General features: G+C 67.4%; 21 protein-coding genes. 11 read left to right on the top strand and 10 right to left on the bottom strand.

Annotation, left to right across the window (positions count from 1 at the left end; all coding sequences use genetic code 11):
• The first annotated feature begins 18 nt into the window (after window positions 1-18).
• From ACFDS3_RS03240 to ACFDS3_RS03230, 3 genes are all read left to right on the top strand, one after another.
• On the top strand, window positions 19-1,107 hold the full coding sequence (locus tag ACFDS3_RS03240; RefSeq protein ID WP_375260899.1) for an ABC transporter permease: 1,089 nt from the start codon (window positions 19-21) through the stop codon (window positions 1,105-1,107).
• 25 nt (window positions 1,108-1,132) lie between these two features.
• Window positions 1,133-2,062, top strand: coding sequence for an ABC transporter permease (locus ACFDS3_RS03235; RefSeq protein WP_375260898.1), 930 nt, complete (start codon window positions 1,133-1,135; stop codon window positions 2,060-2,062).
• A 134-nt stretch (window positions 2,063-2,196) separates the two neighbouring features.
• Complete coding sequence (locus ACFDS3_RS03230; RefSeq protein ID WP_375260897.1) at window positions 2,197-3,273, top strand: BMP family ABC transporter substrate-binding protein; 1,077 nt, start codon at window positions 2,197-2,199, stop codon at window positions 3,271-3,273.
• Window positions 3,274-3,347: 74 nt separating this feature from the next.
• Here the strand turns inward: ACFDS3_RS03230 and ACFDS3_RS03225 are convergent, their stop codons facing one another.
• Together ACFDS3_RS03225 and ACFDS3_RS03220 are read right to left on the bottom strand one after the other, a co-directional pair.
• Window positions 3,348-4,175, bottom strand: coding sequence for a transglycosylase SLT domain-containing protein (locus ACFDS3_RS03225; protein WP_375260896.1), 828 nt, complete (start codon window positions 4,173-4,175; stop codon window positions 3,348-3,350).
• Between the two features lie 43 nt (window positions 4,176-4,218).
• On the bottom strand, window positions 4,219-4,797 hold the full coding sequence (locus ACFDS3_RS03220) for a lytic transglycosylase domain-containing protein (RefSeq protein ID WP_375260895.1): 579 nt from the start codon (window positions 4,795-4,797) through the stop codon (window positions 4,219-4,221).
• Window positions 4,798-4,966: 169 nt separating this feature from the next.
• On the opposite strand from ACFDS3_RS03220, the gene gatB reads away from it, so the two are divergent.
• The gene (gatB, locus tag ACFDS3_RS03215; protein ID WP_375260894.1) at window positions 4,967-6,481 is read left to right on the top strand and encodes an Asp-tRNA(Asn)/Glu-tRNA(Gln) amidotransferase subunit GatB; all 1,515 of its coding nucleotides are present in this window, start codon (window positions 4,967-4,969) and stop codon (window positions 6,479-6,481) included.
• 98 nt (window positions 6,482-6,579) lie between these two features.
• On the opposite strand, the gene ACFDS3_RS03210 is transcribed toward gatB, so the two are convergent.
• Window positions 6,580-6,738 carry a hypothetical protein gene (locus tag ACFDS3_RS03210; RefSeq protein WP_375260893.1) on the bottom strand — a complete coding sequence of 53 codons (159 nt, stop codon included), beginning with the start codon at window positions 6,736-6,738 and terminating at the stop codon, window positions 6,580-6,582.
• 178 nt (window positions 6,739-6,916) lie between these two features.
• On the opposite strand from ACFDS3_RS03210, the gene ACFDS3_RS03205 reads away from it, so the two are divergent.
• A complete protein-coding gene (locus ACFDS3_RS03205; protein ID WP_375260892.1) occupies window positions 6,917-7,318 on the top strand; it encodes a DUF4177 domain-containing protein in 402 nt (133 codons plus the stop codon).
• 4 nt (window positions 7,319-7,322) lie between these two features.
• On the opposite strand, the gene ACFDS3_RS03200 is transcribed toward ACFDS3_RS03205, so the two are convergent.
• Window positions 7,323-7,580 carry a BolA family protein gene (locus tag ACFDS3_RS03200; RefSeq protein ID WP_375260891.1) on the bottom strand — a complete coding sequence of 86 codons (258 nt, stop codon included), beginning with the start codon at window positions 7,578-7,580 and terminating at the stop codon, window positions 7,323-7,325.
• A 74-nt stretch (window positions 7,581-7,654) separates the two neighbouring features.
• Here ACFDS3_RS03200 and ACFDS3_RS03195 point away from each other — a divergent pair, with 74 nt between their 5' ends.
• Entirely contained in the window at window positions 7,655-8,284 is a 630-nt protein-coding gene (locus tag ACFDS3_RS03195) for a J domain-containing protein (protein ID WP_375260890.1), read from the top strand.
• An 85-nt stretch (window positions 8,285-8,369) separates the two neighbouring features.
• Here ACFDS3_RS03195 and msrB read toward each other — a convergent pair whose 3' ends face one another.
• Window positions 8,370-8,858: a peptide-methionine (R)-S-oxide reductase MsrB gene (gene msrB, locus ACFDS3_RS03190; RefSeq protein ID WP_375260889.1), complete on the bottom strand. Its 489-nt coding sequence runs from the start codon at window positions 8,856-8,858 to the stop codon at window positions 8,370-8,372.
• Between the two features lie 209 nt (window positions 8,859-9,067).
• On the opposite strand from msrB, the gene ACFDS3_RS03185 reads away from it, so the two are divergent.
• Window positions 9,068-10,042, top strand: coding sequence for an AAA family ATPase (locus tag ACFDS3_RS03185; RefSeq protein ID WP_375260888.1), 975 nt, complete (start codon window positions 9,068-9,070; stop codon window positions 10,040-10,042).
• Between the two features lie 293 nt (window positions 10,043-10,335).
• Here ACFDS3_RS03185 and ACFDS3_RS03180 read toward each other — a convergent pair whose 3' ends face one another.
• Window positions 10,336-11,157, bottom strand: coding sequence for a hypothetical protein (locus tag ACFDS3_RS03180; protein WP_375260887.1), 822 nt, complete (start codon window positions 11,155-11,157; stop codon window positions 10,336-10,338).
• Window positions 11,158-11,307: 150 nt separating this feature from the next.
• Between ACFDS3_RS03180 and cobT the strand changes: the two genes are divergently transcribed.
• From cobT to ACFDS3_RS03165, 3 genes are all read left to right on the top strand, one after another.
• Window positions 11,308-13,188: a cobaltochelatase subunit CobT gene (cobT, locus tag ACFDS3_RS03175; RefSeq protein WP_375260886.1), complete on the top strand. Its 1,881-nt coding sequence runs from the start codon at window positions 11,308-11,310 to the stop codon at window positions 13,186-13,188.
• A 27-nt stretch (window positions 13,189-13,215) separates the two neighbouring features.
• The gene (locus ACFDS3_RS03170) at window positions 13,216-15,018 is read left to right on the top strand and encodes an aminopeptidase P family protein (RefSeq protein WP_375260885.1); all 1,803 of its coding nucleotides are present in this window, start codon (window positions 13,216-13,218) and stop codon (window positions 15,016-15,018) included.
• Window positions 15,019-15,084: 66 nt separating this feature from the next.
• Window positions 15,085-15,426 (top strand): DUF427 domain-containing protein, encoded by a 342-nt coding sequence (locus tag ACFDS3_RS03165; protein WP_375260884.1) that lies wholly within the window; start codon window positions 15,085-15,087, stop codon window positions 15,424-15,426.
• 9 nt (window positions 15,427-15,435) lie between these two features.
• Here the strand turns inward: ACFDS3_RS03165 and ACFDS3_RS03160 are convergent, their stop codons facing one another.
• The gene (locus ACFDS3_RS03160; RefSeq protein ID WP_375260883.1) at window positions 15,436-17,124 is read right to left on the bottom strand and encodes a chloride channel protein; all 1,689 of its coding nucleotides are present in this window, start codon (window positions 17,122-17,124) and stop codon (window positions 15,436-15,438) included.
• A gap of 94 nt (window positions 17,125-17,218) precedes the next feature.
• Here ACFDS3_RS03160 and ACFDS3_RS03155 point away from each other — a divergent pair, with 94 nt between their 5' ends.
• Entirely contained in the window at window positions 17,219-17,665 is a 447-nt protein-coding gene (locus ACFDS3_RS03155) for an SgcJ/EcaC family oxidoreductase (RefSeq protein ID WP_375260882.1), read from the top strand.
• Between the two features lie 48 nt (window positions 17,666-17,713).
• Here the strand turns inward: ACFDS3_RS03155 and recN are convergent, their stop codons facing one another.
• From recN to lpxC, 3 genes are all read right to left on the bottom strand, one after another.
• Window positions 17,714-19,360 carry a DNA repair protein RecN gene (gene recN / locus ACFDS3_RS03150; RefSeq protein ID WP_375260881.1) on the bottom strand — a complete coding sequence of 549 codons (1,647 nt, stop codon included), beginning with the start codon at window positions 19,358-19,360 and terminating at the stop codon, window positions 17,714-17,716.
• Window positions 19,361-19,425: 65 nt separating this feature from the next.
• Window positions 19,426-20,271 carry an outer membrane protein assembly factor BamD gene (locus ACFDS3_RS03145; RefSeq protein WP_375260880.1) on the bottom strand — a complete coding sequence of 282 codons (846 nt, stop codon included), beginning with the start codon at window positions 20,269-20,271 and terminating at the stop codon, window positions 19,426-19,428.
• 86 nt (window positions 20,272-20,357) lie between these two features.
• Window positions 20,358-21,281 (bottom strand): UDP-3-O-acyl-N-acetylglucosamine deacetylase, encoded by a 924-nt coding sequence (gene lpxC / locus ACFDS3_RS03140; protein ID WP_375260879.1) that lies wholly within the window; start codon window positions 21,279-21,281, stop codon window positions 20,358-20,360.
• Window positions 21,282-21,441: the final 160 nt, after the last annotated feature.

Here is a 21,441-nt window from a genome sequence, read left to right as displayed (position 1 = left end):
GTCGAACGGAGCGCCGCAATGATCGACCTCGTCAAACGCCCCCAGCCCTCGCGCGCCTGGTCCTGGGCGACGCCGATCCTGGCGGTCGTGCTGACCCTTCTGGTCGGAAGCGCGATGTTCGCCGCGCTCGGCAACGATCCGTTGGCGGCGATCCGCACGATCTTCTACGACCCGCTCTTCAACCCGCAATTCGCCAGCTACTCGCGCCCGCAGCTTCTGGTGAAGGCGGGGCCGCTGATCCTGATCGCCACGGGCCTCGCGCTCGGGTTCCGAGCCGGGGTGTGGAACATCGGGGCTGAAGGGCAGTACATCATGGGCGCCGTCTTCGGGGCGGCGGCCGGACTTGCCCTCTACCCGTCCGAGCCGCGGATGCTGGTCTTTCCGCTGATGATCGTCGCAGGTCTTGCGGGCGGCATCCTCTGGGGCATGATTCCCGCGATCCTGAGGACGAAGTTCAACACGAACGAGATCCTCGTCTCGCTCCTTTTGGTCTACGTGGCCGAGAGCATCCTTGCATCGATGGCCGTTGGCGCCCTGCGCAACCCCGAGGGCGGTGGCTTTCCCGGCTCGCGCAACCTCGCCCAGTGGGCGGCGTCCGCGAACCCGGAACTGATCGCGAACACCGGCCTGCACTGGGGTCTCGTCGCGGCGCTGATCGCCGTGATCATGGCTTACGTGATCCTGCATCGGCACATGGCGGGCGTGCACATTCGGCTCGCGGGCCAGGCGCCCCGCGCCGCACGCTTCGCCGGCGTGAACCCGAACCGGCTGGTGGTGTTCTGCTTCGCCGTCTCGGGCGGGCTCGCCGGGCTAGCCGGCGTCTTCGAGGTCACGGGACCGGCGGGCCAGATCTCGATCGACTTCAACGTCGGCTACGGCTTCACCGCGATCATCGTGGCCTTCCTCGGGCGACTGCATCCGGTGGGGATCGTGCTGGCCGGCCTCCTGATGGCGCTGACCTATATCGGGGGCGAGCTTGCCTCGTTCACCCTCGGCATCCCGATCGCTGCGATCCAGGCGTTCCAGGGGATGCTTCTGTTCTTCCTGCTCGCGGTGGACGTGCTGACGAACTATCGCATCCGCCTTGGCCGCGAGGCCCGCGCATGACCCCCCTCGCCCCCGGAGCGCGCCAATGGATCTAGGTTCCATCTCTCCCGCCCTGCTCGTCGCGTCGCTGATGGTAGCGTCGACCCCGCTGCTGCTGGCGGCACTGGGCGAGCTCGTGGTCGAACGCGCAGGCGTCCTGAACCTCGGGGTAGAGGGGATGATGATCGTCGGCGCCATCTGCGGTTTCGCCGCCGCGGTCGAGACCGGCTCCCCCCCCATCGGCTTCCTCGTGGGGGCCGCGGGAGCCGCGCTTCTGTCGCTCGTTTTCGCGGTGCTGACCCTCGTCTTCCTCGCCAACCAGGTGGCGACCGGTCTTGCGCTGACGCTGTTCGGGCTGGGGCTTTCGTCGCTCCTCGGGCAGGGCTATGTCGGCATCAAGCCGCCCCGTACCGAACGGCTGGACCTCGGACCGCTCTCCGACCTCCCGTTCCTCGGCCGCGCCGTCTTCAGCCACGACTGGGTCGTCTATCTCAGCCTCGCGCTGACGGTGGTGATTGCCTGGGGCCTCGCCCGCACCCGCCCGGGCCTCAAGCTGCGCGCCATCGGTGAAAACCATGATGCCGCCCATGCGCTCGGCCTGAGCGTCATCCTAACCCGCTTCGCCGCGATCGCCTTCGGCGGCGCCATGGCGGGCCTTGGCGGCGCGTATCTGAGCCTTGTGCGCGTCCCGCAATGGGCAGAAGGCATGACGGCGGGCGCCGGATGGATCGCGCTGGCCATCGTCGTCTTCGCCTCGTGGCGGGCCGGCCGGGTGCTGCTGGGCGCCTACCTCTTCGGCGGCGTCACCGTGCTGCAGCTGAACCTGCAGGCGGCGGGAGTGGCGCTGCCCGTGGAATACCTGTCGATGTCGCCCTACGTGGTGACGATCCTGGTCCTTGCGATCATGTCTGCGCGGCGTGCGCGTGGCACCGCGGCACCGGCGAGCCTGGGCAAGCCGTTCCACGCAACGCACTGACGACAGCCCCGAAAACGGCCCCCGCCGCCGCGAAGCGCCTAAAGATTGTGCGTTTGCCGACAAGGTCAGTCCCGCGGCGCTTGCGCCTGCTCCCTGCCCCGCACACTATCGCGGCACCAACAGGGAGATTCCACATGCTTCGCAGAACATTGCTCTGCACTGCCGCCGCACTTCTGGCCGCGCCCGCCCTCGCGCAGGACAGCGCCGATCCGGTCAAGGTCGGCTTCGTCTATGTCGGCCCCGTCGGCGACGGCGGCTGGACGTACGAGCACGACCAGGCACGCCAGGCCGTCGAAGAGCATTTCGGCGACCAGGTCGAGACCGTTTATCAGGAAAGCGTGCCCGAAGGCGCCGATGCCGAGCGGGTGATGACCCAGATGGCGCTGTCCGGGGCAGACCTGATATTTACCACCTCGCTCGGCTACATGGATCCGACCATGAACGTGGCCGAGAAGTTCCCCGACGTGAAGTTCGAGCACGCGACCGGCTACAAGACCGCCGAGAACGTGTCGAACTACTCGGCCCGCTTCTACGAAGGCCGCGCCGTGCAAGGCCTGATCGCTGGCGAGATGACCGAAACGAACACGATCGGCTACATCGCCCCCTTCCCGGTCCCCGAGGTCATCCGCGGCATCAACGCTGCCTATCTCGCGGCCAGCGAGGTGAACCCCGAGGTCGAATTCAACATCGTCTGGGTCAACACCTGGTTCGACCCCGCCAAGGAAGCCGATGCCGCCCGCGCGTTGATCGAGAACGGCGCCGACGTGATCCTGCAGCACACCGACTCCACCGCGCCCCACGCCGCGGCGGCCGAGGCGGGTGACGTGATCACCTTCGGGCAGGCGTCCGACATGAGCGAATACGCCCCCTCGCCGCGCGTCAGCTCGATCATCGACAACTGGGCGCCCTATTACATCGACCGGGTGCAGGCGGTGATCGACGGCACCTGGGAAAGCCAGTCGGTCTGGCAGGGCATCGAGGAAGGCATGGTCGGCATCGGCGAGATCACCGACGCGGTCCCCGAGGAGGTGAAGGCCGACGCGCTGGCCCTGAAGGAAGCGATCGCCAGCGGCGAGACGCACCCCTTCACCGGCCCGATCAACCGCCAGGACGGCTCGGTCTGGTTGGAAGAAGGCGAGACGGCCGATGACGAGACCCTGCTGGGCATGGACTTCTTCGTCGAAGGCCTGACCGGCGAAATCCCGAACTGAGCACCGGCCGGAGGCGATCCGCGGGTCGCCTCCGGCCTATCCCGCTTCCCGTGTGGCGCTTCCGCGCAACGGGCTCACCTGACGGGACGGCGAAGGGCCGGGCTTTCGGTGAATCGCGGCAAATCCAACGAAACCGACAGCGGCGGCGTGCTCTGCACGGAAGGCCCGGACGTGTCCGAGGCCGGTGGCAGCGACGGGCCTGCTGCGGTCTCGGGACGTGGCAGCGGGGCGACCTTGTCGCGCACCGGCCCCATCACCAGCGCATCCGGCACCGGCTTTCGCAACGGGCGCGGGCTGACACTGATCTGGCAGTAGGGCTGGGAGCGGAGCCATTCGCGCATCTCGGCCCGCTTGGATTGCGAGCGCATCGGACCCCAATCCGCCGAAACACCGCTCCAACGAGGGGTCCGGGCGTGGATCACGCCGTCGCGGGGAACGGTGCGGGCCATGATGCGGATGGCGCAGGACAGGTTGGCCGGCCCGTCTTTCAGCGCATCGCCCGTGGTGGCCGCGCAACCGTAGCCGCGGGCGGTGGCCGGAAGAATCTGCAGAAGGCCGTACCACAGGCCCCCTCCGCCGACGGCACCCGGGCGCCACCGGCTTTCGTGCTTGGCGAGCGTCGACAGAAAGCCGACCCAGAACGCGCGGCGATCGGCATCCGTGGCCCGGGCGTATCCCGGACACCAGCGCTGGATGTCGCGGGGCGTATGCTCGACCAGGCGGCGGCCGTGCTGCTTCAGCGCAGTGAGGGCGCCGCGGGACCAGCGGTCGCTTTCGGGACGGAAATCCCACATCGTCTCGGGGATCGCCTCGACATAGGGGCGCGGTTCCGGACGGAGCGGTTCGGCCGCCCACGCGGGCTGGCCGAGACAGGCGCAAAGGATCAGGGCCAAGTGTCGCATCCGAGGCAGATAGCCCGACGGGCGCAGCCGTGGCAACTGCGCCTCAGGCCTTGGGTGCGCGGCAATAGGGCTGCGCGCGCGTCCAGGCGGCCATTTCGGCGCGCTTCGAGGACGAATGGAACGGGCCCCAGTCGCGCATCCCGGTATTGACCGAGCCGCGCTTGGACACCTGCGCCGCCGCGATCCGCACGCCGCAGCGCAGGTTCGCCACCGGGTTCTTCAAGGCCGATCCGGTCGTCGCCGAGCACCCATAGGCGCGCGCGGTCGAGGGCGAAATCTGCACGAGGCCGAACCACGAGCCGCCGCCACCGACGGCCTCGGGGCGCCAGGTGCTTTCATGCTTGGCCAGCGCCGAGAAGAGGCCGGCCCAGAAGGCGGCGCGTTCTTCCTCGGTCTTGTTGGCGTAGTCGGGGCACCATTCCGCGATGTCGGCGGGGATCGTGGCGGGCAGTACCGCGCCGTGGGTGCGCAGCGCGTCCAGCGTGCCTTCGGTCCATGTCTCGGCGCCGGGGCGGAAGTCCCAGCGCATGGCGGGTACGGCGGCGGTCGCATCGGCCTCGGGGGCCGTGTTGACGCAGGCCGAGAGGCTGGCGAAGGCAAGAAGAAGCGTGATGAAGCGCATGTTGTGAAATCCAGGCACCGGCCCTCGATGGGCGGCCGGCACGTGTTCCTAGACCAATGGCCGCCCGCAAAGAAAGTCCGGTGGTTGCAGGTCGGCAACGGATCGCTCAGTTGCGCTTAGGCCGCGGCGGCGATACGAACCCAGCGGCACCAGACCGGAGGGATGCGCCATGCTCGACCTGACATACGAAGCCCCGCAGCCCAAGGTGATCCAGGGCGCGAAGGACGACTGGGAGCTTGTCATCGGCCTCGAGGTCCACGCTCAGGTCGCCTCGGCCGCCAAGCTGTTTTCCGGCGCCTCGACGCAATTCGGGGCCGAGCCGAACAGCAACGTCGCCTTCGTGGACGCCGGGATGCCCGGGATGCTGCCGGTCATCAACCAGGGGTGCGTGGCGCTGGCGGTCAAGACGGGGCTGGGCCTGAAGGCGGCGATCAACCTGTCGAGCGCGTTCGACCGCAAGAACTACTTCTATCCCGATCTGCCGCAGGGCTACCAGATCAGCCAGCTGTATCACCCCATCGTGGGCGAGGGCGAAGTGCTGGTGGACATGGCCCCCGGCATCGCCCGGCTGGTGCGGATCGAGCGCATCCACCTGGAACAGGACGCCGGCAAGTCGATCCACGACATGGATCCGAACAACTCGTTCGTGGACCTCAACCGCACCGGCGTCGCGCTGATGGAGATCGTCAGCCGCCCCGACATCCGCGGCCCCGAAGAGGCCGCCGCCTATATCCTCAAGCTGCGCCAGATCATGCGCTACCTTGGCACCTGCAACGGCGACATGCAGAACGGCAACCTGCGCGCGGACGTGAACGTGTCGGTCTGCCGCCCCGGTGACTACGAGAAGTACCAGGCGACTGGCGATTTCGGCCACTTGGGGACCCGGTGCGAGATCAAGAACATGAACTCGACCCGCTTCATCCAGCAGGCCATCGAGGTCGAGGCGCGCCGCCAGATCGCCATCATCGAGGATGGCGGCAAGGTCGTGCAGGAAACCCGCCTCTTCGACGTCGAGAAGGGCGAGACGCGGTCCATGCGCTCGAAGGAAGAGGCGCATGATTACCGCTATTTCCCCGACCCCGACCTTCTGCCGCTCGAGATCGAGCAGGAATGGGTGAATGAGATCGCGGCCACCCTGCCTGAGTTGCCGGACGAGAAGAAAGCGCGCTTCGTCACCGAGTACGGCATGACCGAATACGACGCGGGGGTGCTGACGGCCGAATACGAGAACGCCGCCTTCTTCGAAGAGGTCGCGAAGACCTCGGGCGACGGTAAGGCGTCGGCGAACTGGGTCATCAACGAGCTGTTCGGTCGCCTCAAGAAGGACGACCGCGACATCGGCGACAGCCCGATGAGCGCGCAGCAGCTCGGCTCGATCGTGGCGCTGATCAAGCGCGGCGACATCTCGGGCAAGATCGCCAAGGACCTGTTCGAGATCGTCTATTCCGAGGGCGGCGACCCCGTCGCGATCGTCGAAGAGCGCGGCATGAAGCAGGTCACCGATACCGGCGCCATCGAGACGGCAGTGGACGAAGTCATCGCCGCCAACCCCGCGCAGGTCGAGAAGGCGCAGGCCAACCCCAAGCTTGCCGGGTGGTTCGTCGGCCAGGTGATGAAGGCGACCGGCGGAAAGGCCAATCCGCAAGCGGTGAATGAGATCGTCACGCAGAAGCTGGGGCTCTGAAACGACGAAGGCGCGGCCTGAGCGGGCCGCGCCTTTCGCGAGGCCACGCGCCTCGCCGATCCGGCGCCGGCCCGCGGGCCAACCTGCTTCGGGGCGCCTTATTCCACGCCGGTCTCGGTTTCAAAGCCTTCTGTCGGCGAAGCAATTTGGTCGCCCAGCGTGGTGTCCGGCGCAACGCCGACGCCCACGGGATCGGTATTGGCGGTGTTACAGGCCGCGAGAGTGCCGAGCGTCGCGAGAACTACGAAAAAGCGCATGGGTGCTCCTTTCTTTCGGTTGAGTTAGGACGGCAACGGTGCGCGGGACCAAGGGTTCCACCGAAATGTCGCACGGACCGGATCCACGCACGGCGAACCTTCGAATAGCGGCACCCCCGGGCTTGCGCCCGCCTCGGGCCTTGCCCTAGACCCCGTTCGGTAGCGAACCGAGGGTGCCATGTCCTACTTCGAATACCGCGTCGTGCCGGCGCCGAAATCCGTTCCCCGCGTCAAGGGCGTGAAGACGGCGGAAGGCCGGTTCGCTCTGTCGATGGCCGAGTTGCTGAACAGCGAAGGCCGCGACGGGTGGGAATTCCAGAGCACCGAAACGATCGAGACCGAGCTGAAGGCCGGCTTCTTTTCGAAAAAGAAGGTCGAGAGGCTCAGCGTCCTGGTCTTTCGGCGCTGGGTCGAAGTCGAGGAGCTTGCGGAACGCGTGCCTCAACGGTCAGAACCGGAGGCTCCGCCGTCCGATCCCGCCCCGACCGTGACCGACCTCGCCCGCCCGACCCTGTCGGCCCGCCGTGACGAGGCCCCCCAAGGCAGCGCACCGTCGCTTGCGCCGCCCCGGCGGGACTGACCCGTCAGCCGTCGGCGTCGATGGCCAGCGCGTGGATGCGGCCCACGAGGTCCGAGCCCAGCGCCTCGTGGATTGCCCGGTGGCGCGCCACCCGCGACAGGTCGGCCAGTTCGGCGGCCCGGATACGGACTGCGAAATGGCTCTCTCCGCCCTCGGGCGCGCCGGCATGGCCGGCATGGAGCGCGGACTGGTCCTCGACCTCGAGGTCCCGCGGGGCGAACCGCTCTTCCAGCCGTGATTTGATCTCGTCGGCAACTGCCATTAGACAACCTTTCCTCTTCCCCTCTGGGGTCAAATCTCTAAACTCTCGTCTCCGGACAGGACAAGGAGCCATCCATGTCGAAAAGCGATCCCTTCGGATTCGATATGCGCGTCTCGGCCGCCAAGAAGAAGGCCCCGCGCGGCAAGCGGGGCATGTCCGGTGCTTTCGAGACCTCGACCCGCGTGTGCGAACATCCCGGCTGCGAGGAGAAGGGGGTCTATCGTGCGCCCCGCTCGCCCGATCATCTCGACGAGTACTTGTGGTTCTGCAAGGACCACGTACGCGAATACAATCTGAAGTGGAACTTCTTCAACGGCACCACCGAAGAGGAATTCTCGGACCAGGTTGCCCAGGACAAGGTCTGGGGTCGCGGCACGAAGCCCTGGCGCTCGGACGAGCACAAGGCCTGGGCGCGGCTTGGCGTGGACGACCCGCACCAGGTTCTGGGCAAGAACGCCACGCAGAATCCGGGCAAGTCCGGGACCGGCGGCTCGACCAAGCGCCTGCCCCCGACCGAACGTCGCGCGGTCGAGATCCTCGAAGCCAAGGACCATTGGACGAAGGCCGAGATCCGCAAGGCCTACAAGGGCCTCATCAAGGTGCTGCACCCCGACATGAACGGCGGCGATCGCAGCCAGGAAGAGCAGCTGGCCGAGGTTGTCTGGGCGTGGGACCAGCTCAAGGACAGCCGCAACTTCACCTGAGGGCGGGACAGCAAGGCACATGCAAAATGGCGCGCCCGGGGATCGGACGCGCCATTTTCATGCTTGGCTCAGGAAACCGGCAAGATCAGCCGGTTACCACCTCACCCTCGCCCGCCGGACGGAACCGCATCGCGATGCCGTTCATGCAATAGCGCTGGCCCGTGGGCTGCGGCCCGTCATCAAAGACGTGGCCCATATGGCTTTCGCAGCGGGCGCAATGCACCTCGGTCCGGGTGGTGAAGAACCCGCGATCGGGCTTCGTTCCCACGGCCCCGTCAAGCGGCGCCCAGAACGACGGCCAGCCGGTGCCGGAGTCGAACTTCGTATCCGACGAATAAAGCGCTTGGTCGCAGCCTTTGCAGTGGAAGGTCCCGCTCGCTTTGATGTCGTTCAGCGGCGACGAGAAGGCGCGCTCGGTGCCCATCTCGCGCATGACGTCGTATTCCTGGTCGGTCAGGCGCTTGCGCCATTCGGCTTCGGATAAGCTGAACGTGTCGCCGGTGGTTGCAGCGCGCGCGATCGGCGCAAGCGCGGCGAAAGCGGCGGTGGTCGTCAGGAACATGCGGCGGTTCATGGATCCCTCCCCGGGGGCTGGCCTTGTACGGAACGGATATGGCATCGGGGCCGGCATGTTTCAGGCGCGTTGGCGGGGATGTGAACGCAGGTGCCGAAGACGGGCGCGCGGTCAATTAGCGCTTGGCCTTGCAGGCACAGGGCATATGTTGCACCACGCTCAGCGCCAGACACGACGCCCGGACTGGGCCGGGAGACAAGGAGCCGCACATGGCCGACGGAAGCCTCGACATCAGCGCCACCCCGACGACCGAGATCTCGGTGCGCGAGACCTTCGGCATCGACACGGACATGGTCGTCCACGGCTTTGCCGAGCCCACCGACCGGGTGCCCGAACGGGACGAGACCTACCAGTTCGACGCCGACACCACGCTCGCCATCCTCGCCGGGTTCGAACACAACCGCCGCGTCATGATCCAGGGCTACCACGGCACCGGCAAGTCGACGCATATCGAACAGGTCGCGAGCCGCCTGAACTGGCCCTGCGTGCGGGTGAACCTCGACAGCCACATCAGCCGGATCGACCTGATCGGCAAGGACGCGATCAAGCTCAAGGGCGGTGTGCAGGTCACCGAGTTCCAGGAGGGCATCCTGCCCTGGGCGCTGCGGCACCCGACCGCCATCGTCTTCGACGAGTACGACGCGGGCCGCGCGGACGTGATGTTCGTGATCCAGCGCGTGCTGGAGGTCGACGGCAAGCTGACGCTTCTGGACCAGAACGAGGTGATCCACCCCCACCCGTTCTTCCGCATCTTTGCGACGTCGAACACGGTGGGCCTTGGCGACACGACCGGCCTCTACCACGGCACCCAGCAGATCAACCAGGGCCAGATGGACCGCTGGAGCCTTGTGGCGACGCTGAACTACCTGCCCCACGACGCCGAGAAGGCGATCGTTCAGTCGAAGCTGCCCGACTTCGACGAGAAGATCATCGGCCAGATGGTCACCGTCGCCTCGCTGACCCGCACCGCCTTCATGAACGGGGAGCTGTCGACGGTCATGAGCCCGCGGACGGTGATCGCCTGGGCCCAAAATGCCCGGATCTTCGGCAATATCGGCTATGCCTTCCGCCTGTCCTTCCTGAACAAGTGCGACGAGCTCGAGCGCGAAACGGTGGCCGAGTTCTACCAGCGCTGCTTTGACGAGGAACTGCCGGAAAGCGCGGCAAGCGTCTCGCTCGGCTGACCGTCCGCAGGCTTCACCGCCTGGCAAGGACCACGCCTGCATATCCCGACGGCGCGCAGCAGGAAGATCAGCGAGACCAGAGGGCCCGTCCGGCCTGGCAATCGGACAGGCCCGTCCACGGCTCTCACCGGTGAGACCATTGGCCGGGGGTGACGCCCCGTCCGGCCCTCGCGACTGGCGGCGTCGCCTCTCCCGCGCTCCGATCGCACCACCAGACATAGAAGAACCCGGGCCGACCGAAATCGGCACCGGGCGTTCGGCGTGGCCGGGCGGTGGCCCGGTGACGGCCGTCCTTACTGGCTGCGGCGCATCAGCTCTTCGACGAAGGCCTCTGGGCTGACGCCGGGCGGCAGCACGATGACCGAACCGCCGGACTGATCCGACGACCGGCTACCCTGGTTCGCGCTGCCCCGGTCCGAACGGTTCTGACCCTGCTGAGCCGACCCCCGGTCGCCGCGCTGCTGGGGACGCTCTTCGCCGCGCAGGCGGTCACGCTCCTGGCGCTGCATGTTTTGCATCCGCTGCATGACCTGCTGGCGACCGTCCGAGATCCCGCTCAGGTAGCCTTGACGATAGCCGCGCTCGTAGATCTGCTGCGCGAAACCGTCGAGGTCCAACATCATGGTCCGATCCATGGACCCCTGGGACTGATCCTGGCCCGACTGGCCGCTCTGCTGACCGTCGGTCGAGGTGCTGCCGGAGGACTGGGCGCTGCCATCCGTGCCCGCGTTCGATCCGCCACCTTGCACCAGATAGGTGCCGTCCGTCGCCGGCGCATCGCCAGCATCCATCAGCCCTTCGAGCGAACTGCCGCCGTCGCCTGCCTGAAGGTCGATCTCGCCTTCGGGCGGCTCGATGTCGCCGGGCGTGTTGCCTTCGGGGCTGGCCGGCGTGTCGAGGGGCTCCATCTGGTAGGATCCGTCGGTGGCGGGCGCATCGTCGGTCATCAACTCCATCAGGGTGGCGGCATCACCGCCCGACTGGTTCATTTGCGTTTCCGTCGACGATTCCGAGCCACCGCCCTCGGTCGAGCTTTGGGCAAAGACGGGGGGGCCGGACAGCGACAACAGCACGGCCGTGGCGGTCGTGCTGAGGACTTTGGTAGTAATAGGCATCTCTCTCCTCCAGGAATTCGGAACAAGAAAGACGCGGCCACGTCGCCCTCCCAACCGCTGCCTGCGGAATTTGTTTCCTCCTTTCTGCTGCCGCGGCTGCCGGGCACCTCTGGCATTGTGCCCGCCGCGCGACCCATTAGATTGGCAGGCATGAGCACCCGCGACGACAACCCCGCCGATCCGTTCAAGAAGGCCTTGGCCGAGGCCACGCGCACCATCGCCAACGATGCCGACATGGGCGTGAGCTACACGGTCGATCCCTCGGGCATCTCGAGCGATGGGTTGCGCCTGCCGCAGATTTCGCGCCGGATGACCCGCGACGAGGTGATGCTGGCCCGCGGGACCGCCGACAGCTTTGCCCTGCGCCGCCGCTTCCATAACCCCTCGACCCACACGCGCTACGCACCGCAGGGCAACCTCGCGCGCGAGATCTTTGAGTCGATGGAGCATGCCCGCTGCGAGGCGATGGGTGCCCGCGCGATGCCCGGCACCGCCAAGAACATCGACACCAAGATCGGGGCCGAGGCCGCGCGCAAGGGCTACAAGTCCATCGCCGCCAAGGAAGAGGCCCCGCTTTCGGTCGCCGCCGGTTACCTGATCCGTCAGATGGCGACGGGGCGCGAGCTGCCCGAAGGGGCCGAGCATGTTGCCAACCTCTGGCGTCAGCACTTCGAGGAACAGGCGGGAACAACGCTGGAGGAGCTGCAAGACGCCCTGTCCGACCAGACGCGGTTTTCGCGGATGGCGCGGCAGGTGATCGACGACCTGGGCTATGGCGATCAGCTGGGCGATGATCCCGACAGCGACGACCAAACCGACGAAGGCGAGGACGCCGAGGCCGAACCCGACGAGGAGGACCAGCCGGACGAGACCGGCGGCGACCAGGACGAGGGCGACGAGCAGGAAGCCGCTCCCGACCAGAGCCAGGAGACCCAGCAGGACGAAAGCCAGGCGCGGGTCTCGGCCGACGATCTGGCCGACGCGTCCGAGGGCGAGGAATCGGACATGCCCGAGGGCGACGAGGCGCAGGACCCGCCGCCTCCGCCGCCCGTCTCCGAGGCGGACATCAACTACCGCGTCTTCACGCAAGCCTATGACGAGATCATCCGGGCCGAAGACCTGGCCGAACCGGCCGAACTGGAGCGCCTGCGCGCTTACCTCGACAAGCAGCTCGAACCGCTGAAGGGCGCTGTCTCGCGGCTGGCCAACAAGCTGCAACGCCGTCTTCAGGCCAAGCAGAACCGCAGTTGGGAGTTCGACCGCGAGGAGGGCATCCTCGACGCCGGCAGGCTCGCGCGCGTCGTGGCGTCGCCCACCACCCCGCTGAGCTATAAAGTCGAGAAGGATACCGAATTCCGAGATACGGTCGTGACGATCCTGCTGGACAACTCCGGGTCGATGCGCGGCCGCCCGATTTCGATCGCGGCGATCTGCGCGGACGTGCTGTCCCAGACGCTGGAGCGCTGCGACGTCAAGACCGAGATCCTGGGCTTCACCACCCGGGCCTGGAAAGGCGGCCAGTCGCGCGAAGCCTGGCTGGCCGAGGGGCGCCCGCCCCAGCCCGGCCGCCTGAACGACCTGCGCCACATCGTCTACAAATCCGCCGACGCGCCGTGGCGGCGCGCGCGGGCGAACCTCGGCCTGATGATGAAAGAAGGCCTGCTGAAAGAGAATATCGATGGCGAGGCACTGGAATGGGCGTTCAAGCGGCTCGCCGGGCGGCCCGAGCAGCGCAAGATCCTCATGGTGATCTCTGACGGGGCGCCGGTGGACGATTCGACCCTTTCGGTCAACCCGGCGAACTACCTCGAAAAGCACCTGCGCGACGTAATCGCGATGGTCGAACGCAAGAAATCGGTCGAGCTTTGCGCCATCGGTATCGGCCATGACGTGACGCGCTACTACGACCGCGCGGTCACGATCACCGACGCCGAGCAGCTTGCGGGTGCGATCACCGACCAGCTTGCCGCGCTGTTCGAGGTCGACAAGCGCAAGCGCGACCGCTGGATGGGCCGCCGCCGGGTCGCCTGAAGACACACGCAATAAAGAGGGAACGCGATGTTCCAGACCTTCGAGACCGCGGGCGAGCGTGACAAGGGCCCCGAGCGGCTGGCGGCGGTCCGCGCCGCGATGGAAAAAGTGGAGATTGACGCGCTTCTGGTGCCACGCGCCGACGCGCACCAGGGCGAATACGTGGCCGACCGGGATGCGCGTCTGCGCTGGTTGACCGGATTCACCGGCTCGGCCGGGTTCTGCGTCGTGACCCGCGACGAGGCCGGCATCTTCGTGGACGGGCGCTACGCGGTGCAGGTCAAGGACCAGGTGTCCGCCTGCTTCACCCCCGTACCCTTCCCGAAGGTCAAGGCGGGCGACTGGCTTGCGGACCGGCTGGGCCAGGGGGCGCGCGTCGGCTTCGACCCGTGGCTTCACACCCGGGCCGAGATCGACGCCCTGCGCGAGCGCCTGGGCCCGGGCATCGGGGTCCTCCCGGTCGGGCCGAACCCCGTCAATGCCGTCTGGACCGACCAGCCCGCCCCACCGCAAGGGCCGGTCCGCCTGTTCCCAGACGAAATCGCCGGCAAGAGTCGGAGCCAGAAGATCGAGGAGATCTGCACCACGCTCGAGGCCGCAGGCCAGCATTTCTGCGTCCTGTCCCTGCCCGACTCGATCGCGTGGCTGCTGAACATCCGCGGCAGCGATATCCCCCGCACCCCCGTCCCCCACGCCTTCGCGCTGATCGAGGCCGCGGCCCGCGACGTGCGCCTCTTCATCGACGCGGCAAAGCTCGACGGGGTAGACCTCGGCCTGCCCGTCTTCGCGCCCGAATCCATCGTGCAGGCGCTGTCGCAAGTGTCGGGACCGGTGCGGGTGGACCGCGACACGGCGCCCTACATCTTCGGCCACGCGCTCGAGGAAGGCAGGGTCGAGATCGCGTGGGCCGCCGACCCGGTGCTCTTGCCCAAGGCCCGCAAGACCGAGCCCGAGATCGCCGCCACCCGCGCGGCCCACCTGCGCGACGGGGCCGCGATGTGCACCTTCCTGCACTGGCTGTCCGGGGCCGAGGCCCGCGTCCTACAGGGCGAGCGCGTGACCGAGATCGACGTGGTCCGCGCCCTCGAAGAGTTCCGCACGGCGACGGGCACGCTGCAGGACATCTCGTTCGAGACGATCGCCGGCAGCGGCCCCCACGGCGCCATCGTGCACTACCGGGTGACCCAAGACACCGACCGTGCCCTTGTCCCCGGCCAGCCGTTGCTGGTCGATTCGGGTGCGCAGTACGAGGACGGCACCACCGACATCACGCGCACCGTCGCCATCGGTGAGCCGACCGAGGACCAGATCACTGCCTTCACGCGGGTGCTGAAGGGCCTGATCGCCGTCAGCCGTGCCCGCTGGCCCGAGGGGCTGGCAGGGCGCGACCTCGACGCGCTCGCGCGCGCGCCGCTCTGGCTGCACGGGCAGGACTACGACCACGGGACCGGCCACGGCGTCGGCGTCAACCTGTCGGTCCACGAAGGCCCGCAGAGGCTTTCGCGCACATCGATGGTGCCGCTCGAGCCGGGGATGATCCTGTCGAACGAGCCGGGCTACTACCGCGAGGGCGCGTTTGGCATCCGGCTCGAGAACCTCATCGTGGTCGAACCCGCTCCCACCCTGCCCGGGCAGGACGACCGCAGGATGCTCTCCTTCGAGACGCTGACCTGGGTGCCCATCGACCGCCGCCTGATCGACACAGGCGCCCTGTCGGCCGAGGAACGCGCCTGGGTCGACACCTACCACGAGGGGGTCGCCACCCGCATGGCCGGCCGCCTGTCGCCCGAGGTGACCGAATGGCTGGGTCGCGCGACGGCGCCGCTCTGACCCGAGGAAAGTCTTGTGAGGACGGCCGCGGCTGCTAAGGTCGCCGCGCCTGAGAGAGGGACGATCATGGCTGCTGACATCACCATTCGAAACGCCGAAGGCACTTGGGTCGTGCGCGCCGGCGGCGCCGTGCTGGGCGAATCTTCGCGTGCGCTGCGCCTTGAAGAGGACGGCTACGACCCCGTCATCTACTTTCCACGCGAGGATCTGGCGATGGCCTTTCTCGACCCCACCGACACGCGGACGCACTGTCCGCACAAGGGCGAAGCGAGCTACTTCGCGATCCAGACCAAGTCGCTGATCATCCCCGACGCCGCCTGGTCCTACGAGGACCCGAAGGCCGGGGTCGCCCAGATCGCCGGCCACATCGCATTCGCGTCGGACGACGTCACCGTCGAACAGGTCTGATCCTGCGGGTCAGCTATGCTCTTCGGCGGCGGTGGCGGTGAGCGCCTTGTTGTACCGCGCAAGCGCGTCGACATGGTGCAGCGTCCCGAGGATCTGCGGCGGCTCGCCCTCGTCCCCGATGCGCACGACCGGTAGCCACATCCGGGCGGTCTGCTCGAACATCGGCATCGCCTTTTCCAGCGTCGCGTTCGGGTCAATGAAGACGCCGGCCTCCAGCGCCTCCCACACGTCGTCGGTCGGCACGGCGCGCGCATGGTCCGGCGCGCGCATGACGTTCGACACGCGGAACATGCACAGCAAGTAGGCCTGCGGCCCCTTCGACAGGTGGACCCCTCGGCGTTCCAGTTGCGTCAGAAAGAACGACCGGTCGACAAGCCGCGACGCCAGTGCCGTCGAAGTCGAGACCGCGACCATAACGGCAAGCCCGGTCTGCCAGTCCCCGGTCAACTCGAACACGATGAGCGTGGTCGAGATCGGCGCTCCCAGCACCGCGGCCGCAACAGCACCCATCCCCGCAAGGGCATAGAGGGTCGGGCTGCCCGACACCGTGGGAAAGGCGGCCGTCGCAATCAGCCCGAACGCCAGCCCGACCAGCGACCCCACCATCAGAGAGGGCGAAAAGATGCCGCCGCCCATCCGCCCGCCCATCGTAATCGCGACGGCCGCGACCTTGACGATGGCGATGACGATCGTCTCGCGCAGCAGAAGCTCTCCGGTCAGGGCAAGCGAGGTCGTCTCGTAGCCAACGCCGATAATCTGCGGAAAGAAGATCGCGATGCAGCCCAACAGCGCGCCGGCCACCGCGGGCCTGATCCACGGCGGCACGCCAAGCCGCGCCCGAAGCGCCTCGGCGCGGTCGTCCGTCCAGAAGATCGACCGCATCAGGATCACGGCGACCACGCCGCAGACGAGGCCGAGCATCAGGAAGGCTGGCAGTTCGACATAGAATTCCAGCGGCGACTGCTGGTTGAGGTCGAACTCGGTTACGCCGCCGAATTCCATGCGGTTGATGACCGTCCCGATCGCCGAGGCAATGACGATGGGCGCGAAGGCGTGGACCGCGAAGTGGCGCAGCACGACCTCGAGCGCGAAAAGCGCCCCCGCGATCGGCGCGTTGAACGAGGCCGACACTGCGGCCGCCACCGCACATCCAAGCAGGTCCCTGGCCGTGATGCCGCGCGCCTGGATCAAATCGTTGAGCCAAGTCGCGATCACCGCGGCAAGGTGGACCACCGGCCCCTCTCGTCCCGATGAACCGCCGGAGCCCAGCGTGATCAACGAAGCCAGCGCCGAGGCGAGGCCCGCTCTCCGCTCGACCCGCCCGTCGCGCAGCGCCGCGCCTTCGATGACCTCTGCCACCGACCTGACCCGACCACCGGGGGACAGCTTGAACAGGAGCAGCCCTACGACGAGGCCGCCCAGTGTCGGCCACAGGATGAACAGGTACCAGGGGAGGTTCCGTGCAGCGGACGCAAGCCGCGTCACATCCTCGACCCGGTATAGCGCGGATTGCAGAAGGTCGATCCCCAGTCGGAAGAACAGCGCCGCAAAGCCCGAAGCTGCACCGATCAAAAGCGCAAGGAACCAGAACTGCACCTGCCCGGGCCCCTGGTCGCGAAGCACCGCCCATCCCTGACGGCCGCGCGCCATGGCGGTGTCGATCAGTGTCCAGTTCTCTGCCGCCTTGTGAACGGCCATCTACGTCAACCTCGTCTTTCGCCTCCTTCTACCGCCGCCCTGCGCGGAGCGAAACCTGTTGGTACACGATCACCGTCCGTGTCACGCTGCCGCCATGATCGCGCACCCCGAGGACATGCCCGCCGCCTTCCGCGCCGCCTGGATGGCGCGGGACGCCTCGATGCTGGGTAGCCTCTTCGCTGAAGATGCAGATTTCGTGAATGTCGTGGGGCTGTGGTGGCAAAAACGCGAACAAATCGAGAAAGCGCACGCCTACGGGTTCGGACGGATCTTTACCGACAGCATTCTGCGCGTCGGACGCACGCGCTTGCGGCGCATGGGCGACGTCGCGGTGGTTCATGCGCGCTTCACGCTTCATGGCCAGCGGGATCCCGACGGAGAACCGCTGGGCGTGAGGCGGACCGTGATGACCTTCGTCATGTCACGGCAGGACGGCGGCTGGCTCTGCGTCGCCGCGCAGAACACGGACATCCACGAAGGTGCCGAGACGATGACCGCCAGCCCGGACGGCCTGACGCCACGCGACTATCGCAAAAATTAGTGACGTTCAGCTTTCGTAAACGCGGCCATGCCAATCTGTCCGCAGAGGTCAGGACAAGAGCGATCTTGCCGCCGCACGCGCCTCGTCCGTAACCGTGTCGCCCGAGATCATGCGCGCGATCTCGTCGACACGCTCCCCTTCGCCCAAGGGGACCACGTGAGAGGTCGTCAGCCCGTCCGCCACGCGCTTTTCGACCCGCCAGTGATGCGCGCCCTTTGCCGCCACCTGCGGCGAGTGTGTAACGACGAGCACCTGCGCCCCTGCGGCCAGCGCCTGGAGGCGCCGCCCAACGGCATCGGCCGTGGCCCCGCCCACGCCCCGGTCGATTTCGTCGAAGATGAGGGTCAGCCCTTCGGCCTCCCCGGTCAGGCAGACCTTCAGGGCCAGAAGAAAGCGCGACAGCTCGCCGCCGCTCGCAATGCGGCCAAGCGGTCCCGCCGGAGCGCCGGGGTTGGTGGCCACGGCGAATTCCACCGCGTCGCGTCCCTCCGGGCCCGGCGCTGCTGGCTCGACCCGCGTGGTGAAGACGGCTCGCTCCATCTTGAGCGGGGCAAGTTCGGCGGCCATGGCGGCATCGAGCCGCCCCGCCGCGTCGCGGCGCAGCGCACTCAGCCGGTCGGCGGCGTCAGAATATGCGGCATCGGCGCGCGCAAGCTCGGCGCGGAGCTCGGCGATGTCCCCCTCGCCCGCGTCGAGCGCGTCGAGCCGCGCCCGCAACTCGGCCGCGTGCGCACCCAGAGCCTCGGGGAGAACGTCGTACTTCCGTGCGAGGCCGCGGATGGCAAACAGGCGCTCTTCGATCCGCTCCAGCTCGGACGGGTCGAAATCCAGCGCATCCAGTGCCCGTGCCACCCCCTGTTCAGCTTCGGCCAGTTCGTTCAAAGCGCGAGCAAGCGCCTCGATCGGGGCGTCGAGCGCACCCTCGGCTCCATCCGCGGCGCCGTCGAGCCAGCGCCCTGCGTCGCCCAAGATTCCCTCGCCCCCTTGAGGCCCGAGCGCTTGGTGCGCCCGCATGATGTCCTCGCGCACCCGCTCGGCCGCCTGCATCCGACGCCGCTGGGTATCGAGCTCGGGCTCTTCGCCGGGCTGCGGGTCGAGGCGATCCAATTCCTCGACTGCATGGCGCAGGAAATCCTCTTCACCCCGAGCGGCCTCGAAAGCCGCTTCGGCCGCTTTCAGCTGGCGGGCAACCGCGGCGCGCGCGTTCCAGGTCTCACGCGTCGCAGCCAAGGCGCCATCCGTTCCCGCAAACGCGTCGAGCAGCACCCGGTGCCCCCGCGCGTCCAGAAGCCCACGATCGTCATGTTGGCCGTGCAGCTCGACTAGGCTTTCGGACACGCGCCGCAGGATATCGCCCGAGACGCGTCGGTCGTTGATCCAGGCGGTCTTTCGCCCGCTTCCGGTGTTGATCCGCCGCAGGATCAGCTCGTCTTCGGCGTCGATCCCGGCTTCGCGTAGCACGTCGCGCGCCGGATGGATCGACGGCAGGTCGAACTCGGCGGTCACCTCGCCCTTCTCGGCGCCCTGACGCACAAGCTCGGCCCGGCCGCGCCAGCCAAGCACGAAGCCAAGGCTGTCCAGAAGGATGGATTTGCCCGCCCCGGTTTCGCCCGTGAGCACGTTCAGCCCCGGCTGGAATTCAAGCTCCAGCCGGTCGATCAGAAGCATGTCCCGGATCGACAATCCGCGCAGCATGGTCGTGCCCTATCCCCTGTTCGGGGGCGGGTATCGCACGGGAGGGCGTGACGGGGAAGACCGCCTCAGAGCCACTCTCCGCGCACGACCTGCCGGTAGACGCTGTTGAGCCAGCTGTCGCCCTGAGGTTCAAGCGTCAGGCCCCGCCCGGTCAGCAGCGCGTAGGCGTCCTGGTACCAAGGCGTGGACTGGTAGTTGTAGCCAAGGATCGCGCCAGCCGTCTGCGCCTCGTCCGTCAGGCCAAGCGCGAGGTAGCTTTCGACCAGCCGCAGCAGCGCCTCTGGCGTGTGGGTCGTGGTCTGGAAATCCTCGACCACGACGCGGAAGCGGTTGATCGCGGCGGTGTAATGGCTGCGCTTGAGGTAGTAGCGCCCGATCTCCATCTCCTTCGCCGCGAGATGGTCGAAGGCGAGGTCGAATTTCAGCACAGCCGACTGCGCATATTCCGTGTCGGGATACTGCTCGATCACGACGCGCAGCGCCTGAAGGGCCTGGAAGGTCAGGCCCTGGTCGCGGCCGACATCGTCGATCTGGTCGTAATAGCTGAGCGCCAGTAGATACTGCGCGTAGGCCGCGTCTTCGCCGTTCGGATAGAACTGCAGGTAGCGTTGCGCGGCACCGCGGGCGGCCTCGTAGTCCTTGTCCCGGTGATAGGCGAGCGCCTGCATCACCAGCGCACGGCGGCCCCATTCTGAATAGGGATACAGTCGCTCGACCTCGCCGAAATACTCGGCGGCAACGTCGGGTTCGTCGGTTTCGAGTTCAAGCTCGGCCCGCTTATAGATGGTCTCGGCGTCCATGTTCTCGAGCGGTACGTCGCGCGAGGCCAATGAGCCCCCCGATCCGCCGCATGCGGTCAGAACCGCGCCCATGATCGCCACAGAGATCAACCGTACCGAAATGCTCGCCATGGACCGCTGCGCCCCATCCTGTTCTACAGACCCGGCCCGGTTAGCACAGTTGTGCGCGAGGCAAAACGGGATATGGCGCCTGCCGCTCATGCCGCGAAGGCGGGGGCGTCCTCGGGGCTGAGTCCGGCGCCGGGCAGCCGGGCCAGCATCGCACTGTCGGCCTCGACCATCCGGATCGCGTCGGGGCGGGCGAACAGCGCACGCAGCAACGCGTTGGTCAACGCGTGGCCTGCCCGGACACCGGTGTACCGCCCCAGGATCGGCGCGCCCGCGAGCGCAAGATCCCCGAGCGCGTCCAGCATCTTGTGCCGCACAGCCTCGTCCGCGTGGCGTAGCCCGCCGGGCGACAGAACGACTGCACCGTCCACGACCACCGCATTCTCGTAAGTGCCGCCAAGCGCGAGGCCGCGGGCATGCATCGCCTCGACATCCGAGGCGCGGCAGAACGTACGGCTGTCGCAGAGTTCATGCACGAAGGTGCCGTTGGCGAGGCTCAGGCGCTTTGCCTGTCGACCGATCGCGGCGTCCGAGAAGTCGATCTGGAAGTCAATCTCGAGCGCCTCGGCCGGTTCGAGCCGGGCATAGGCGGGGCCGTTGCGCACCTCTATCACGTCACGCACCTGGATCGCGCGCAGTCCGCCCGCCTGGTCTTCGAGACCGGCGGCGAGGATCGCTTCGACGAAAGGTGCGGACGACCCATCGAGGATCGGGACCTCGGGGCCGTCGATTTCGATGGTCAGGTTGTGGATGCCGCAGCCGGCAATGGCGGCCATGACATGCTCGATCGTCGAGACTGTCACGCCGGCGGCATTGCGGATACGGGTGCAGAGTTCGACCTGCTCGACCGCGTTCCAGATTGCCGGGATCCACGCAATGTCGGGCGCCACGTCGGTCCGTCGGAACCAGAGACCCCGGCCGCTTTCGGCAGGAACAAGGCGCAGCCGGACCGGCGCACCGGAATGCAGACCCACTCCGTCGAACGAGATCGCGGATCGAAGCGATTTCTGCATAGCTCTGCCCTTCAGCTTTTGTTGACGTTTCTCAGGCAGGCTCAGTTACGCATCAGGTGCCCGCGGCACAAATCACCTGTTGCAACGCTTTGTAACAGCCCAAGCGTCCAGCCGGCATGTCACCGCGCACGGACTCCAGGAGGAGCAGCAAGTTGCTGAT

The organism is Palleronia sp. (genome assembly GCF_042089775.1).
Taxonomy (GTDB): Bacteria; Pseudomonadota; Alphaproteobacteria; order Rhodobacterales; family Rhodobacteraceae; genus Palleronia.
This window is presented reverse-complemented; position numbering and strand designations above follow the sequence as displayed.